15 protein-coding genes and 1 riboswitch are annotated in these 16033 nt (G+C 72.6%); of the genes, 7 read left to right on the top strand and 8 right to left on the bottom strand.

The genetic code is table 11. The features are described 5' to 3' along the window. Entirely contained in the window at positions 1–630 is a 630-nt protein-coding gene (locus AC2DGY_RS00875; RefSeq protein ID WP_484507811.1) for an ECF transporter S component, read from the bottom strand. Beyond that, positions 622–731, bottom strand: a riboswitch (TPP riboswitch). (Overlaps the previous gene by 9 nt.) 36 nt (positions 732–767) lie before the next feature. Here AC2DGY_RS00875 and AC2DGY_RS00870 point away from each other — a divergent pair. Then, positions 768–2264: a D-alanyl-D-alanine carboxypeptidase family protein gene (locus AC2DGY_RS00870; protein WP_484507810.1), complete on the top strand. Its 1497-nt coding sequence runs from the start codon at positions 768–770 to the stop codon at positions 2262–2264. A 7-nt stretch (positions 2265–2271) separates the two neighbouring features. On the opposite strand, the gene AC2DGY_RS00865 is transcribed toward AC2DGY_RS00870, so the two are convergent. From AC2DGY_RS00865 to AC2DGY_RS00850, 4 genes are all read right to left on the bottom strand, one after another. Continuing rightward, positions 2272–2463, bottom strand: a complete 192-nt coding sequence (locus AC2DGY_RS00865) for a hypothetical protein (protein ID WP_484507809.1) — start codon at positions 2461–2463, stop codon at positions 2272–2274. 30 nt (positions 2464–2493) lie between these two features. Beyond that, on the bottom strand, positions 2494–3408 hold the full coding sequence (locus tag AC2DGY_RS00860; RefSeq protein WP_484509957.1) for a DnaJ domain-containing protein: 915 nt from the start codon (positions 3406–3408) through the stop codon (positions 2494–2496). 82 nt (positions 3409–3490) lie between these two features. Then, positions 3491–3868 (bottom strand): PPOX class F420-dependent oxidoreductase, encoded by a 378-nt coding sequence (locus AC2DGY_RS00855; protein ID WP_484507808.1) that lies wholly within the window; start codon positions 3866–3868, stop codon positions 3491–3493. Next, positions 3869–4930, bottom strand: coding sequence for an enoyl-CoA hydratase/isomerase family protein (locus tag AC2DGY_RS00850; RefSeq protein ID WP_484507807.1), 1062 nt, complete (start codon positions 4928–4930; stop codon positions 3869–3871). A 102-nt stretch (positions 4931–5032) separates the two neighbouring features. Between AC2DGY_RS00850 and AC2DGY_RS00845 the strand changes: the two genes are divergently transcribed. Then, entirely contained in the window at positions 5033–6199 is a 1167-nt protein-coding gene (locus tag AC2DGY_RS00845) for an ATP-binding cassette domain-containing protein (protein ID WP_484507806.1), read from the top strand. Next, the gene (locus tag AC2DGY_RS00840) at positions 6196–7017 is read left to right on the top strand and encodes an ABC transporter permease (protein ID WP_484507805.1); all 822 of its coding nucleotides are present in this window, start codon (positions 6196–6198) and stop codon (positions 7015–7017) included. Before AC2DGY_RS00845 ends, AC2DGY_RS00840 begins: the two co-directional genes overlap by 4 nt. 177 nt (positions 7018–7194) lie before the next feature. Here AC2DGY_RS00840 and AC2DGY_RS00835 read toward each other — a convergent pair whose 3' ends face one another. After that, positions 7195–7638, bottom strand: a complete 444-nt coding sequence (locus tag AC2DGY_RS00835) for a hypothetical protein (protein ID WP_484507804.1) — start codon at positions 7636–7638, stop codon at positions 7195–7197. A gap of 151 nt (positions 7639–7789) precedes the next feature. On the opposite strand from AC2DGY_RS00835, the gene cofG reads away from it, so the two are divergent. From cofG to cofC, 4 genes are all read left to right on the top strand, one after another. Continuing rightward, positions 7790–10204 carry a 7,8-didemethyl-8-hydroxy-5-deazariboflavin synthase CofG gene (gene cofG, locus AC2DGY_RS00830; protein WP_484507803.1) on the top strand — a complete coding sequence of 805 codons (2415 nt, stop codon included), beginning with the start codon at positions 7790–7792 and terminating at the stop codon, positions 10202–10204. After that, positions 10201–11694 carry a flavin-containing monooxygenase gene (locus AC2DGY_RS00825; protein ID WP_484507802.1) on the top strand — a complete coding sequence of 498 codons (1494 nt, stop codon included), beginning with the start codon at positions 10201–10203 and terminating at the stop codon, positions 11692–11694. Before cofG ends, AC2DGY_RS00825 begins: the two co-directional genes overlap by 4 nt. Continuing rightward, a complete protein-coding gene (gene fgd, locus AC2DGY_RS00820) occupies positions 11691–12725 on the top strand; it encodes a glucose-6-phosphate dehydrogenase (coenzyme-F420) (RefSeq protein ID WP_484507801.1) in 1035 nt (344 codons plus the stop codon). Before AC2DGY_RS00825 ends, fgd begins: the two co-directional genes overlap by 4 nt. Before the next feature lie 104 nt (positions 12726–12829). Next, the gene (cofC, locus tag AC2DGY_RS00815; RefSeq protein WP_484507800.1) at positions 12830–13510 is read left to right on the top strand and encodes a 2-phospho-L-lactate guanylyltransferase; all 681 of its coding nucleotides are present in this window, start codon (positions 12830–12832) and stop codon (positions 13508–13510) included. Positions 13511–13517: 7 nt separating this feature from the next. Here cofC and cofD read toward each other — a convergent pair whose 3' ends face one another. Continuing rightward, on the bottom strand, positions 13518–14492 hold the full coding sequence (gene cofD / locus AC2DGY_RS00810; RefSeq protein ID WP_484507799.1) for a 2-phospho-L-lactate transferase: 975 nt from the start codon (positions 14490–14492) through the stop codon (positions 13518–13520). A 28-nt stretch (positions 14493–14520) separates the two neighbouring features. Beyond that, positions 14521–15846: a glutamate-1-semialdehyde 2,1-aminomutase gene (hemL, locus tag AC2DGY_RS00805; RefSeq protein ID WP_484507798.1), complete on the bottom strand. Its 1326-nt coding sequence runs from the start codon at positions 15844–15846 to the stop codon at positions 14521–14523. Positions 15847–16033 lie beyond the last annotated feature (187 nt).

The raw sequence follows: 16033 nt of genomic DNA, 5'->3' as shown, positions 1-16033 counted from the left end.
TCAGACGCGAGCGCGCACGGAGCGCCCCGACGCGAAGCGGTCGAGAGCCCCGGTTGCGGCGAGCCCGCGCGCGATCAGCCACGCGGCCAGGCCCGCCAGCACCGCGCCCGAGGCGGCGGTGCTGATGAGGTAGACGACGGTGAAGGCGGTGTCGGCGCCGGCGTACCACAGCACGAGGTTGTTGATTCCGCCGGCCAGGGCCGCACCGATGCCGGCGAGCACGGCGACGCCGACGTTCCAGCGGCGGTAGAAGAAGAGCAGGAAGACCAGTTCGGCTCCCAGGCCCTGAACCAGGCCCGCTTCGAGGGTGAGGAACCCGCCCCACTGGTTGCCCACGAGGGCCGAGACCACGGCGGCCAGGGTCTCGGTGTAGATCGCCGCACCGGGCTTGCGGATGATGAGGGCTCCGAGCACACCGGCGAACAGCCACGGTCCGTCCAGGAGCCCCTGCAGGCCGGGGAGCAGCGGCTCGAGCAGCGTCTTCGGCCCCAGGTACGCGACGTTCCACAACAGGAAGATCAGCCCGGCCGCGACGCCGATCACGCTCGCGACGACGATATCGACGACCCGCCACCGGAAGCGGCGGGTTCCCGCCGTGACGGGCGCGGATGTGGACGTGGAAATAGTCATTTCTCTCCTCCCTGCGCTGGCATGACCCAGATCAGGTTCGACGGTCGAAGCGTGGATCGCTTCCTCTCAGCCCGGCTCACCGGACTCCCGTGGTTGTCGCGGATGAGTATATCGCCGCGTGGAGGTACGTTAGGCGGGTGACCCCGGATGCGTCTCCGCCCACGCGGCGCGACCAGCGCGACGGGGAAGACGGCTCCGGCGAACACCCCGTGCCGGACGGGGACACGCCATCCCCCGACCCGGATGCCCCCGGCACTCTCGTCATGCAGCAGCCGGCCGACCCGCCGATGACGGTCGCCGCCTCCGGCCCCGTGGCGCTGGCCTGGGTGGATGAAACCCGCTTCCCCATTCCGGCGCCTCCGACCATCCACTCGGATGAGTCACCCCGGCCCGCCCCCGACCTTCTCACCGGCGCCCGCCGGCGCTCCCCGTGGCGGCCGGCGGGCCTCATCCCGGCCGGCCTGCTCGTCCTGGTCATCGCCGTGTACACCGCCACGATGCTGCTGTGGCCGCTGCACGCCGTCGCGCCCCGCATCGAGCCGGTCGCCGTCCAGACGATTCCGGCGCCGGCCTCAGCGCCGGCGTGGCCGGCGGAGGGAAGCGCAGCCGTCACCGTCGCGGGGGTCCCGGGGGCGCTGGCCTCCTCGGGCGAACCGTCGTCGATCGCGAGCATCGCGAAAGTGGTGACGGCGCTGCTCGTGCTGGATCGGATGCCGCTGGCCGTCGGCGAGAGCGGGCCCGAGTATCGCTTCGCCGCAGCCGACCGCACGCTGTACTGGCAGTACCGCACCAACGGGGAATCCGCGTTGGACGTCCCCGTGGGCGGCTCCCTCACGCAGTATCAGCTGCTCGAGGGGATGCTGATCGGCTCGGCGAACAACTACGCCGACCGCCTGGTCGACGATCTGTGGCCCTCCGACGCGGTCTACGCGGCCGCGGCGCGCTCGTGGCTGGATGCGCACGGAGTGGCCGGCATCACGATCGTCGACCCCTCCGGAATCGGGTCGGGCAACGCCGCCAGCCCCGAAGCGCTGCTCGCCCTCGCCGAGCGCGCGATGGCCCATCCCGTGATCTCCGAGATCGTGCGCAAGACCTCGACCGAGCTGCCCGGCGCGGGAACCGTGGAGAATTCCAACCCGCTCCTGGCCGACCCGGGGATGGTGGGAATCAAGACGGGGACCCTCGGCAGGTACAACCTGCTCACCGCGAAGGACGTCGCCCTGGGTGACACGTCGGCGCGGGTGTACGTCGCGGTGCTCGGACAGCCCGATTCCGCCGCACGCGACACCGCGACGCGGGCCCTGTTCGACCGGACCGAGCAGGAGCTGCAGCCGCAGACGGCGGTGGCCGGCCGCACGCTCGCCGGACGGGTCGTGACCCGGTGGGGCGAACCCGTCGACGTCGTCACCGCCGAGGAGGCCTCGGTCATCGGATGGAACGGGGCCGCCGGAAGCGCGACATCCGAGTTCTCCCTGCGCGACGACCCGGCCGAGGGTGACGTGGTCGGCACCCTCGCCGTGACGGGACCGCTCGACAGCACGAGCGTGGACCTCGAGCTGGCGGAAGACCTCGAGGGCCCGAGCGCCTGGTGGCGCCTGACGCACCCCCTCGCCCTCCTGGGCCTCGGCGGCTGACCCGGCGTCAGAAGGGCCACACCAGCGGGACGTAGCCGACCGCGAAGGCGATGAAGACCACCGCCAGGGGCGCCCCGAGCCGCCAGTAGTCACCGAAGCGATAACCGCCCGGCTCCATCACCATGAGGTTCGCCGGGGTGGCGATCGGTGTGAGGAACGAGGCGGCGCCGACGACCGTGATGGCGAGGATGAACGGCACGACGCCGGTGACCAGGGAGGCCGTCGGGCCTCAGACGTGGGTGACGCGCTGCTGCAGCCGGCTGCGGATGTCGAACAGCTCGGTGCCGCCGATCTCCCGCGCGCCGGCCACGCCCTGGCGCAGCAGCGTCGACAGAGAACTCTGGGATGCCACCGCGACGGGTGTGCCGCGCACCTTCCCCAGCTGCGTGATCGCGTCGAGGGTGTCGCCGTCGGGAAGAACGACGATGGCGCCGCTGAAGCGCACCCCGGCCGCGCGGGCGATCACCCGCAGCCGTCCGACGAGCTGGGACACGGGCGATCCGATGACGTGGGGGCCGACGACCTCCCCGCGGCGGAAGCCGACGGGCCCGCCGAAGTCCTCCGACAAAACCGCGTACAGGCCGCTCGGCCCCAGCACGACGTGGTCGACCTTCTCGTCCGGGCTGCCGTCGCGGGACGCGGCCACATCGTGCCACACGGTGTATCCCATGCCGAGGTCGGCGACGATGCGGGCGGTGGCCTCCTCGGCGAGCGCATCGGCCAGCAGCCGCCGCAGCTCGTGGGGGGCCGAGCGCACCAGCGACGGCTCGTACGGGTCGGGAATCTCCACGCCTCGGCCGACCCATTCCCGGATGAGCGTGAGGTACCGCTCCCGCCGCCACCCGCCCGGCTGTCCATACGTGCGGGCGCGGGGACGCGTGTCGGGACGAGCGCTGGCGGTCGGGGGTCCCGACCATTCGGGCGCCGACGAGCCGCGGCCGCGGTCGTACGCGGCGCGGGCCTCAGGGGTGCCGATGAGCTCCCATGCCCGCTGCACCTGGATGAACACGGCCGCATCGCCGCCGGCATCGGGATGCGTCTGCCTCAGCCGCAGGCGGTAGGCGCGCCGAAGCGTCTCGTCGTCGGCGGCAGGCTCCACGCCGAGCACCTCGTACGCCGATGCGGACACCGGGCTGTCGAACACGAATCCTCCCCCGCGCGCCATGGGGCGCAGCATCCTCAGGCTAATCGGCCCGCGATGGGTGAGGGCTGCCGTTCGCTGTGGGCTACGCCCGGAACTGCGGTGAACCCAGCACGCGCTCGACGGTGATCTCCAGGACGACGCGCTCGGGGTTCGCGGAGGGCTGCCGATACCGGGCGGTGTACAGCGCGACGGCATGCGCGACGGCGGCGGGGTCCTCGTTCACGCGCGCCCGGCCTTCGAAGCTGATCCACCGGCGGCCGTCGACCGTGTTGACGCTGGCGCGGCCCGTGCGCTGCACGTTGACGAATTTCTGCGAGCCGCGGCTGCCGATCACCCGCACGACGCCGTTCTCGTACGTGACGCCCACCGGCACCGAATGGATGCGGCCTTCCCGGCCCAGGGTCGACAGCGTGGCCAGGTGGTATTCGCCGAGGAAGGACAGTGCTTCGGGGGTGATCACTCATTCCTCCCACAGCGGCAGGGGCGGGGAGAAGGCGAACGCCTCGTCCACGATCCCGGCCGCGACATCGGACGTCCAGCGGGGGGAGCGGTCCTTGTCGATCACCTGTGCGCGGATGCCCTCGACCAGATCGGGCTGCGACGTGACGAACCACATCACCAGCCCGTACTCCTGGGCGAGAGCCGCCTTCAGATCCGGCAGCGTCCGCGCGCGGCGTACGGCCTCGAGGGTCACCGCGAGCGACGTGGGAGAGAGGGACGCGAGCGTGTCGGCGGCCTCGGATGCCTCGGGCTCGCGTCGCGCGCGCAGCCGGTCGATGATGTCGCCCACGGTGGCGCCGGAGAAGGCGTCGTCGATCCAGACGCGGGCCTCTGCCAGGCGCGAGGGTGCAGGCGTGTCGTCGAAGAGGAGCACGAGTTCGGCCGGGGCGGTGGGGGCGGTGCGCCCGGACAGCGCGTCGCGCAGCGCGTCGAGCCGGTTCACCGGCACGAGGTGGTCGGCGAACCCGGCGTAGATGGCGTCGCCGGAATCCATGGATGCGCCGGTGAGCGCCAGGTATTCGCCCAGCCGCCCGGGCGCCCGGGCCAGCAGCCATGACCCTCCGACGTCGGGGGTGAACCCGATGCGCGTCTCGGGCATCGCCAGGCGCGAGCGCTCGGTCACCACCCGGATGGCGGCGTGCCCGGCCAATCCGATTCCGCCGCCCATCGTGATTCCGTCGGCCAGGACCACCAGGGGTATCGCCGAGGATGCGATGGCGGCGTTCATCCGGTACTCGTCACGGAAGAACCTTGCGGTGCCGGCCGTATCGCCGCCGACGATCTGCTCGTAGAGCTGGCGGATGTCGCCGCCCGCGCAGAAACCGCGCTCTCCCGCGGCGTCGAGCAGGATCACGTCGACGCCCGGTCCGGACTGCCACGCCTCCAGCGCCGAGGCCAGCTGGGTGATCATCCCGTGACTGAGCGCATTGAGCGCGCGAGGACGATTGAGGGTGAGCCGCCCGAGGCTTCCGGCAACCCGTACGAGTACGTCCGCGTCCGCCGCATCCACCGTCCTGGCCACGACGCCACGTTACCGCCGACGCACCCGGGGACGGCGACCTCCCGTCCAAACCAGGGGAATCCGGGAAGATAGGGGGAATCGCACAACGATGAGAGGTTCGGCATGCCCGAAGGACAGGTGCTGGAATTCTCCGGCGTCACCAAACGCTTCGGCTCCGTCACCGCCGTGTCCGATCTGACCGCCCGGGTCGAACCCGGCCAGGTGACGGGCTTCCTCGGCCCCAATGGGGCGGGGAAGACGACGACCCTGCGCATCCTGCTGGGCCTCGTGCGCCCGACGGAGGGGACGGCCACCATCGGCGGCGTCGCCTACGAGAAGCTCCGCCGACCGCTGCAGTCGGTGGGCGCGGTCCTGGAGGCCTCGAGCTTCCACCCTGGCCGCACGGCGGCGAACCACCTGTCGGTGTACGCACAGGCGGCGGGCATCGCACGCTCGCGCGTGGACGAGGTGCTGGGGCTGGTCGGTCTCGCCGATGCGGCCGGCCGCAAGGTCGGCGGGTTCTCCCTCGGGATGCGCCAGCGCCTCGGGCTGGCCTACGCGCTCCTGGGCGACCCCGGTGTGCTCGTGCTGGACGAGCCGTCCAACGGGCTCGATCCCGAGGGCATCCGGTGGATGCGCGGGCTCCTGCGCAGTCTCGCCGGCGAGGGCCGCACGGTTCTCGTGTCGTCGCACATGCTCAGCGAGGTGCAGCAGACCGTGGACGGGCTGCTGATCATCGCGCGCGGGCAGCTGGTATTCCAGGGTGGGATCGAGGATCTGGCCGAGGCATCCGATCACGCGACCGTCGTGGACGCGCCCGACCGCGCGGCGCTGGAGGAGGCGCTGACGGCGGCGGGGCATCCGTTCGAGGTGCTGCGCAACGGCCTGACCGTACGCACGGCCGAGCCCGTCGACGTGGGCGCGCTGGCCGCCTCCGCCGGCATCGCCCTCTCAAGTCTCCAGCGTCGCGGCGCGACGCTCGAGGACGTCTTCCTCGAGCTCGTGAGCGGCGAGCGGGTGCACCTCGGCGCGGCCCCCGCCGCCGGCCCCGCGGAGGCGGAGTCGGAGCCGGGAGAGTCGCCCGGGGCGGCGCTGGAGACTGTGCCCGCGGCGGAGCCCGAGCCGCGGGTCGCGCCGGAGCCCCAGCCGCGGGTCGCGCCGGAGCCCGAGCCGGCCGCGGTCACCGCATCCTTCGCCGTCGCCTCCACCGGCGTGATCGACATCGTGGTCCCCCCCGACCGGCACACACCCGGCGATGCCCCGCATGCAGAGGAGGGTGGCCAGCGATGAGCCTTGTCGCCGCCAGCCGTTCCGAGCTGACCAAGCAGTTCACCACCGCCGTCTGGTGGATCCTCGGTCTCGTCCTCGTCCTGTACATCGGCGTGACCGCGACCGGGTTCGGCTTCCTCCTCGCCTCGCTGGCCACCGGCGCCCTCGGCCCGACCGCCGAAGGGCCCCAGGTGCCGCCGGAGACGCTGCCGCCGGTCATCTACAGCATCGCGACCTCGTTCGGCTACGTCTTCCCTCTGCTCGTGGGCACGCTGATGGTGACCACGGAGTTCCGCCACAAGACCCTCACCCCGACCTTCCTCGCGACTCCGCGCCGCGGCGTCGCGCTCGCGGGCAAGGTCGTCATCGGCGTGCTCATGGGGCTGCTGTTCGGCGTGCTCGGCCTCATCGCAGCCGTCGTGCCGGGTGCGATCATCCTGTCCGCCAGCGGCCTGGAAACGGGGCTCGACTCCTCCGACACGTGGGCGCTGGCCGGGCGGATGCTCCTGGCCTTCGTGCTGTGGACCCTCATCGGCATCGGGGTGGGCTCTGTCGTGCGCAACCAGGTCGTCGCGATCGTGCTGGTGCTCGCGTTCACCCAGTTCATCGAACCCATCGCCCGCGTCGCCGGCGGGTTCGTGGAGGCCCTGGAGCCGGTCGTGCGAGTGCTCCCGGGGGCGGCCAGCGATGCCCTCGTCGGGGCGAGCGCCTTCTCGATCAGCATGCCCATGGCGACCGATCCCCTCGCATGGTGGGTCGGCGGGCTCGTTCTGCTGGGCTACGCGGTCGTGTTCCTCGTGATCGGGCAGTTCACCAGCTGGCGCCGCGACGTCAACTGACCGCCCCGGCATCCGGGGCCGCATCCGCGGATCGAGGACATCCCGCGGATCGAGGGCATCTCGCTAATCGAGGACATCTCGCGGATCGAGGACGTAACCGCGCCGCTCGCTCCTCGATAGAGCGGATCTCCTCGATCGCGGCGTCGACTGACGGCCCGAGCGCCCGTGTCCCCGGTGTCAGCCGATACCGGGCACCACGACCGGCCGCTTGGGCCGGAGCTTCTGCCGGCCGGGCCGGGCCAGGACGGCGACATCCTCCGCCTCATCGGCGACCTCGAGCCTCAGTGCCTGCAGCAGCGCGACGCCGTGGCGGGTCGTGAGGACGAGCCGCTCGAACTCGTCGTGACCCGACAGGTCGATGACGACGCTCGGGCGGCGACGCCGGATGACCGCGAAGTCGTTGCCGGACGCCGATTTCCACGTGCCCATCGCCACCGCCGCCGGCACGTACGTTCCGGGGCTGGGGACGCCTCGCAGCCACGTCCACGCGTCGTCTGTCAACTGGGCTCGGACGATCTGCTCGCGCGGGACGAGCACGTTGCGCCGACGGAAGGACAGGGTGCGCTCAACGGGCGAAAGCACGACCTCCAGCTGCGTCGAGTCGAGCAGCAGGGTCACCATAGACATAGTCTGCCAGCGGCATGCAACCGGCATGCCCCCGATTGCTCACAGGTCCGCAACGATCCGCCCGTGTCGGCGCCGCCGGAGATCCGCCGCCATCGTCTTGCCCGCAGCGAGCCCCGGTGCCGTGGGCGGGGGATAGCCTGAAGGCATGACGACCGGCAGCGCCATGCCGCAGGTGAGGCCGGGGAGCCTCTCGACCCGGCAGGTTTCCGACGTGCTCGCTCGGTCGGCGGCGGGTGCCCGGCTGGACGCCGAGGACGCGCACGCCCTTCTGACCGCGACGGGCGACGACCTCGATGCGCTCCTCCACGCCGCCGGAGCGCTGCGCGACGTCGGCCTGGTTGAGGCCGGCCGGCCGGGAGTCCTCACCTACTCGCGCAAGGTGTTCGTGCCGCTGACCACCCTGTGCCGCGACCGCTGCCACTACTGCGTCTTCGTCGATACCCCCGGGCAGCTGTTCAAGAAGAACAAGCCGGCCTTCATGTCGCCCGAGCAGGTCCTTGCCGTCGTGCGGCAGGGCCAGGCCCTCGGGTGCAAGGAGGCGCTGCTGACGCTGGGCGACCGGCCCGAAGACCGCTGGCCCGAGGCGCGCGCGTGGCTGGACGAGCACGGGTACGCCTCCACGCTCGAGTACGTCGGCGCCATCGCGCGCCTCATCACCGCCGAGACCGGGATGCTCGCGCACCTGAACCCCGGCGTCATGAGCGCCGACGAACTGCGGATGCTGCGCCCCACGGCCCCCTCGATGGGCATGATGCTCGAGACGACCTCGACCCGCCTGTTCCTCGAGCCCGGCCAGGTGCACTTCGGCTCCCCCGACAAGGATCCGGCCCTGCGCCTCGCGGTGATCGAAGACGCCGGCCGCGCCCGCATCCCCTTCACCACCGGCATCCTCGTCGGCATCGGCGAGACGCTCCTCGACCGCGCCGAGTCGCTGATCGTGCTGCGCGACCTGCACGAACGGTACGGGCACGTGCAGGAGGTGATCGTGCAGAATTTCCGCGCGAAGCCGCACACCGCGATGCAGGGGGCGCCCGACGCCGACCTCCTCGAATACGTCGCTGCGGTCGCCACCGCGCGGCTCGTGTTCGGGCCGGGCATGCGCATCCAGGTTCCCCCGAACCTGTCGGATCCGGCCGAGTTCTCCCTGCTCATCCGCGCGGGCGCCGACGACTGGGGCGGGGTTTCGCCCTTGACCGCCGACCACGTCAACCCCGAGCGGCCGTGGCCGCACCTCGACGACCTCACGCGGTTCACCGCCGAGTCCGGCTTCGAGCTGCGCGAGCGGCTCACGGCGCATCCGGAGTTCGTCCGCGAACCCGGCGCGTGGATCGACCCGGCGCTGCACGCCGCCGTCGCGGTGCTGGCCGACCCCGACGGCCTGGCCGCCGATGCGCATCCGGCAGCGCCTCCCCGTGTTCAAAACTCAGGAGACACGCCGAGTCCGGGGGCCGCCAACGCCTCCGGGGGCCCGGATCTCCTGAATTCTGCGCACACGACGGAGGTGCAGCGACTGGTCGAGCGGGCAGCCGGGGATCCGCTCACCCTCGACGACGCCGAGTGGGAGACGCTGCTGCGGGCCGCCGGCCCCGACCTCGACCGCCTGACCGCCACCGCGGACGACGTCCGCCGCTACACGGTGGGCGAGACCGTCAGCCTCGTCGTCAACCGCAACCTCACCTCCACCGGGTACCGCGCCGGCGGACGGGATGCCGCGGGCACGTTCGGCCTCGCCGATGTCGCCGCCATCGCCGCGGACGCGGCGGACCTGGGCGCCACCGAGCTGTGCATCCAGGGGCGACTCGCCGACGCGGAGGACCCCCGGGCGTACCTCGACATCGTGCGCGCCGCGACCGCGTCGGCGCCGGGCCTCCACATCCACGCCTACCGTCCGCAGGATGTGTGGGACCTCGCCGAGCGCGGCGGCCTGGGGCTGGACGGCGCCCTCGACGCCCTCCGCGACGCCGGCGTCGACACGGTGCCGGGCACCGGCGTCAAGGTGCTGAGCGAACGGGTGCGCGAGCTCGTCGCCCCGGGCGATCTCGACATCGACCGGTGGACCGAGGGCATCACCGCCGCCCACCGCGCGGGATTCCGCTCGACGTCGGTGCTGTTCTACGGGCACGTCGAGACCGCGCGCGAGCGTGTCGCGCACCTCCGCGCCCTCCGCGGCATCCAGGACGCGACGGGCGGCTTCACCGAGTTCGTCCCCATTCCGCTCCCCGGCCACGGCACGCCCCTGGTCGCCGGCCGCGCGCCGCTGGACGAGCACCGCGCCATGGTCGCGGTGTCGCGGCTCCTGCTGTCGGGCAGCATCTCGCACATCCAGATCCCGTGGACCCGCGTGGGAAGGGATGCTGCCGCCGTGCTGCTGCGCGCCGGGGGCGACGACCTCGGCGGCGCTCTCCTGGACGGCCGCGTGCTCCCCGACACCGGCATCGAGCACGGGCGGGAACTCCCGGTCGCCGACGCCGAGCGCATGGCGGCCCGCCTGTTCCGCCCGTTCCGCCGGCGCACCACCGACTACCGCACCCTTCGACCGGCTCAGGGGCCGGGACGATGATCCGCACGTCGGTCGCCATCGTCGGAGCTGGGTTCGCAGGGCTCGGGATGGCGATGGCCCTGCGCCGCGCCGGCCGCGACGACTTCGTCATCCTCGAGCGAGGAGCATCCGTCGGGGGCACCTGGCGCGACAACACCTATCCCGGCGTCGCGTGCGACGTGCCGTCGCACCTGTACGGCTTCGCCGCGCATCCCAACCCGCGGTGGTCGTCGGTGTTCGCGCCCGGCCCGGAGATCCACCGCTACCTCGCCGAGGTCGCCGAGCGCGAGGACCTCGGCGACCGGCTGCGCCTGCGCACCCCCATGCTGGGCGCCGACTGGGATGCCGGCGCGGCGGTGTGGCGCATCGACACGGGCGGCCGGCCCGTGATCGCCGACGCCCTCGTGCTCGGCTGCGGTCGCCTCACCGAGCCCGACGTCCCCGCCATCGCGGGGCTGGAGACCTTCCCGGGCCCCATCTTCCACTCCGCCCGCTGGGACCACGACGTGCCGCTGGAGGGCGCGCGCGTCGCCGTGGTGGGCACGGGCGCGAGCGCCGTGCAGATGGTGCCGGAGCTGGCCCGCGTGGCGGAGCACGTCACGCTCTTCCAGCGCACGCCCGCGTGGATCGTGCCGCGCGGCGGCGCGCGCTACAGCGACGACGAGCAGCGCCGCTTCGCCGAGCACCCCGGAGAGCTCGCCCGGCTGCGCGCCGAGCTTTACGCCGATGGCGAGGCGCGTTTCGCGTCGCGGTCGGGGGATGCCGCAGCCTCCGCCGACGCTCGCGACGTGGCCTCCGCCCACCTGGCGGCGCAGATCGACGACCCGGCGCTGCGTGCCGCGCTCACCCCGGACTACTCCTTCGGCTGCAAGCGCGTGCTCCTCTCGGACGACTTCTACCCGGCCGTCGCCTCGGACACGGTCACCCTGGAGCCGTCGGCGCTCGCAGCGGTCGAGGGGTCGACCCTCGTCTCGGCCGGCGGTGCACGGTTCGATGCGGACGTGCTCGTGCTGGCCACCGGATTCGCCGCATCCCGCCAGCCGTACGCCGATCTGGTCCGCGGCGAGGGTGGCGTGAGTCTCGGCGAGCACTGGTCGACCGGGATGAGCGCGTTCGCCTCCACGGTGGTCGCGGGCTTCCCGAACCTCTTCGTCCTGAACGGCCCCAACGCGAGTCTCGGTCACAACTCGTCCGTGCTGATGATCGAGGAGCAGGCCACGTACGTCGTCCGCTCCCTCGCCCGGCGCGACCGGCAGCCCGGTGCGGTACTGCACGTGCGGCCCGAGGCCGAGCGGGCCTACACCGACGAGATCGCCCGGGCCGCCGCATCCACGCCGTGGATGACCGGCGGATGCAGCAACTGGTACGTCGACCAGCGGTCAGGGCGGCTCACGCTGCTGTGGCCCGGAACGGTGCAGGCCTTCCGTGAGCGGCTGGCCGCCGCGGACGGCTCGGAGTTCGTGTGCGTGCCCGCCCCCGTCCGGGGCGGGCGAACAGGAGGAGAGACATGACCGTTCCGCAGGATCAGGGATCCGGGATCCGCTTCGGGTACAAGGCGTCGAGCGAGCAGTTCGGTCCGACCGAGCTGCTGGACTTCGCGGTGCTCGCGGAGGAGATGGGGTTCGACTCGGTCTTCCTCTCCGACCACCTGCAGCCGTGGATGCACGAGGGCGGCCACGCGCCCGCCGCACTGCCGTGGATGGGCGCGCTCGGACAGCGCACCTCGCGCATCCTCATGGGCACGTCCGTCCTCACCCCCACGTTCCGTTACCACCCCGCCATGGTCGCGCAGGCCTTCGCGACGCTCGGGGTGATGTACCCCGGCCGGGTCATCCTCGGGGTGGGTACCGGGGAGGCGCTCAACGAAGTGACCCTCGGGTTGACGTGGCCCGACCCGCCGGAGCGGTTCCAGCGGCTCAAGGAGGCGATCACCCTCATCGAGAAGCTGTGGGACGGGGAGCGGGTCACCTTCGACGGCACGTACTACTCCGTCAAGGACGCCACGATCTACGACCGCCCGTCGGCCGAACACCGGGTGCCGATCTACATCGGAGCGTCGGGTCCGGCCGCCACCCGCCTGGCGGGGCGCATCGCCGACGGGTACATCACCACCAGCGGCAAGGCGCCCGAGCTGTACACCGACACGCTCCTCCCCGCACTGAAGGACGGTCTGCAGAAGGCCGGCCGCGGAGATGACGCCGTCGACACGATGATCGAGGTGAAGGTCTCCTACCATCCCGACGCGGACACGGCCCTGGAGAAGACCCGCTTCTGGGCGCCGCTGGCCCTCTCGGCCGAGGAGAAGATGGGCGTCCACGACCCCATCGAGATGCAACGCCTCGCCAACGAGCTGCCCATCGAGCGCGCCGCATCCCGGTTCATCGTGTCGACCGACCCCGACGAGCACGTCGAGAAGATCGCGCGGTACGTCGAGCTCGGCTTCCGCCACCTCGTCTTCCACGATCCCGGCGCGGACCAGGCCGAGTTCCTCCGGATGTACGGCGCGGAGATCCTCCCGCGCCTGCGCGCGCGCTTCTCCTGAGCACCGTCGTCCGCGACGCGGCGTGCAGGGCGGACTGTAGTCCCCCTCCGCCCCCCGCCGTCTCCGCCCACCCTTCGCGCACAACTCCTGCAGAATTGGTTGCCATGACCCCGCCACGCCACCCGGAACCGGTTCCGCCCTCCCACATGCAGGAGTTGCGCACGGATGGATGGACCGTGATCGTCCCGGTCAAGGGGGCGGACACCGGCAAGTCCCGCTTGACCGACGCCGGCGGCGACCGGGCGGCGCTGGCCCGCGCGATCGCCCTCGACACGATCGCCGCCGCCACCGGTGCCGCGCACGTCGCGCGCGTGATCGTGGTCACCGACGACGCCGAGGTCGCCGCCGCCGCCGCGCGCATGCGGGCCGTGGAGGTGGTGCGCGAAGGCGGCAGCGAGGGTCTGGACGCCGCCGTCGCCCTCGGGGCTCAGGCGGCGGGCACGGCGGTGCCACGTGCCGCGCTCCTCGGCGACCTCCCGGCCCTCCGTACGGCCGAACTGGATGCCGCGCTCGAGACGGCCGCGACCCTGGAACGCGGGCTCGTCACCGATGCCGAGGGCACCGGCTCGACGCTCGTCACCGCGCGGGCGGGCGCGGTGTGGACCTCCGCGTTCGGCGAGGGATCGGCCGAGCGCCACCGGCTCCTCGGCTGCACCGACATCGACCTACCGGAGGACTCGTCGCTGCGGCGCGATGTCGACACGTCGGCGCAACTGGACGCCGCTGCATCCCTGGGTCTGGGCCCGCGCACGGCCGCTTTGCTGTCCGCCCCCTCCGTCGCCTGACCCGCGGTCAGGCTGCGGCGGCGAGGGCGGCGTCGACGATCGCCGCGGACGCGGCCTCGTCGGTCATCCACAGCGGAGCCACCACGGGCCGGACGCCGGATGCCTGAACCGACACGGCGGCGGCGGCATCCTCCTCGGCGAGCAGCCACGCGTCGAGCACTCCCCCGGCGCTGCGAGCACCATAGAGGGCGGCCACCGCGGCGGCGGAGGTCTCGACCCCGATCGCGGTGAGGCAGACATCGGCCATTCCCCGCACGACGCGCCCGCCGATGATCGGTGAGACCCCCACGACGGCGGATGCTGCCGCCAGCGCCGCGCGGATCCCGGGGACGGCGAGGATCGGTCCGATCGACACGACGGGGTTCGACGGCGCGAGGAGCACGACGTCGGCCTCCGCGATCGCCTCGACGACGCCCGGCGCGGGGGCGGCCTCGGCGATGCCCGGATTGTCGAAGCGCAGCGGGGTGAGCGCGGCGCGGTGGCGCGTCCACCACTCCTGGAAGTGCATGCGGCGCTCGGCGCCGTCGTCGTCCTGCACGGTGACGATGGTGTCGACCTCGGCGTCGGTCATCGGCAGCAGTCGCGCGCCGAGGGGCCAGCGCCAAGCCATCCGCTCGAGCACCTGCGTGGGGGTGAGGCCCTCGCGGAGCCACCCCGTGCGGGCCACGTGCGTGCCGAGGTCGAGATCGCCGAGTGTGAACCACGGCCAGCCCGCGCCCCACGCCTGCAGCTCCTCGTTCACGCGCTCGGTGTCTCCGGCGCGTCCCCACCCGCGCTGCGTGTCGTTGACGCCGGCGAGCGCGTACGTGATCGAGTCGACGTCGGGTTGCAGGCGCACGCCCGACAGCCACAGGTCATCGCCGGTGTTGACCACCACGGTGGCCTCCGGCGCACCGCGGGCGGCGAGGGCTGCACGCACGCCGAGCGTGAACTTCGCTCCGCCCACTCCGCCGGCCAGCACCACGACGCGCGGCCCGCTCATGCCGCATCCCCGCCCAGCGGCCGCACGCTCACGGCGCGACCGCGGATGCGGCGGCCCGCGCCGCGGCGGGGAGGGCATCCAGCACGCGGCTCACGGCGTCGTCATCGTGGGCGGCGGTGAGGAACCAGGCCTCGTACACGCTCGGTGGAAGCGAGACTCCCGCACCGAGCATCGCGTGGAAGAAGGGCGGGTACCGCCACGACTCCTGCGTGAGCGCCGTGGCGTAGTCGTGCGGCACCTCGGGGAGGAACGCCACGCCGAACAGCGATCCCGCCCGCGGCACGGCGTGGACGACGCCGGCCCGGGTGAGGGCGTCCGACAGCGCATCGGCGACCGTGGATGCCGCGGCATCCACCCGCGCGTACACCTCGGGTGTCGCGAGACGGAGGGTGGCGAGGCCGGCCGCCACCGACAGCGGGTTGCCCGACAGAGTGCCCGCCTGATACACCGGGCCGGCGGGGGCGAGCGCATCCATCACGTCCGCTCGGCCGCCGAGGGCCGCCAGCGGCATCCCGCCGCCCACGACCTTGCCGAAGGTGAAGAGGTCGGGCGCATACTGCTCCCCCGCTGCCGCCTGCAGTCCCCAGAAGCCGGCGGGGTGCACCCGGAAGCCGGTGAGCACCTCGTCGAGGATCATCAGCGCGCCGTGCGCGTGGGCGATGTCGGCCAGCGCGGCGTTGTAGCCCGGCAGCGGCGGGACCACGCCCATGTTCGCCGACGCGGCCTCGACGATGATCGCCGCGATCTGGTCGCCATACGTGGCGAAGGCCTCCCGCACGGCATCGAGGTCGTTGTACGGCAGGACGAGGGTCTGCGCCGCGATGGGCGCGGGGACGCCCGCCGATCCCGGCAGCGCGAGGGTGGCGACGCCGGAGCCGGCGGCGGCGAGGAGCCCGTCAGAGTGGCCGTGGTAATGGCCGGCGAACTTCACGAGCAGGTCGCGGCCGGTGACGCCGCGCGCCAGGCGGATGGCGGTCATGGTCGCCTCGGTGCCCGTGGACACCAGCCGCACCTTCTCCACCGGGCGGGTGCTCCCGGACACCACGCGTGAGGCGATGAGGTCGGCGAGCTCGACCTCGGCCGACGTGGGCGCACCGAATGACAGGCCGCGGGATGCGGCATCCTGCACCGCCGCGACGACCTCCGGATGCGCGTGCCCCAGGAGGGCCGGACCCCACGAGGCGACGAGGTCGACATAGGTGCGGCCCGCCTCGTCCGTCACGGTGGCCCCGCGGGCCGAGGCGACGAACCGCGGCGTGCCGCCGACGGACCCGTACGCGCGCACAGGCGAGTTCACGCCACCCGGGATCACGGCGCGGGCTCTGTCGAACCACTCATCGTTCCGGTCAGTCATCCGGTCATCCTCTTCTCACCATGTCTCACTTTCGGCGCCCCGTGTCTCACTTTCGGCGCACCATGTCTCACGAACTGCAACAAACGGGGCCCAAACTTGCCGAAAGTGAGACATGCGAGGGCTGGTTGGGCGGAGCTGGCCGGGCTGGCTGGCTGGGCTGGCCAGCCGGCCAGGGCTGGCTGGGCTG

It is taken from the genome of Microbacterium sp. Z6_144 (genome assembly GCF_057197625.1).
The sequence above is the reverse complement of the archived record's forward strand: the minus strand, read 5'-3'. Positions and strand labels throughout refer to the sequence as shown.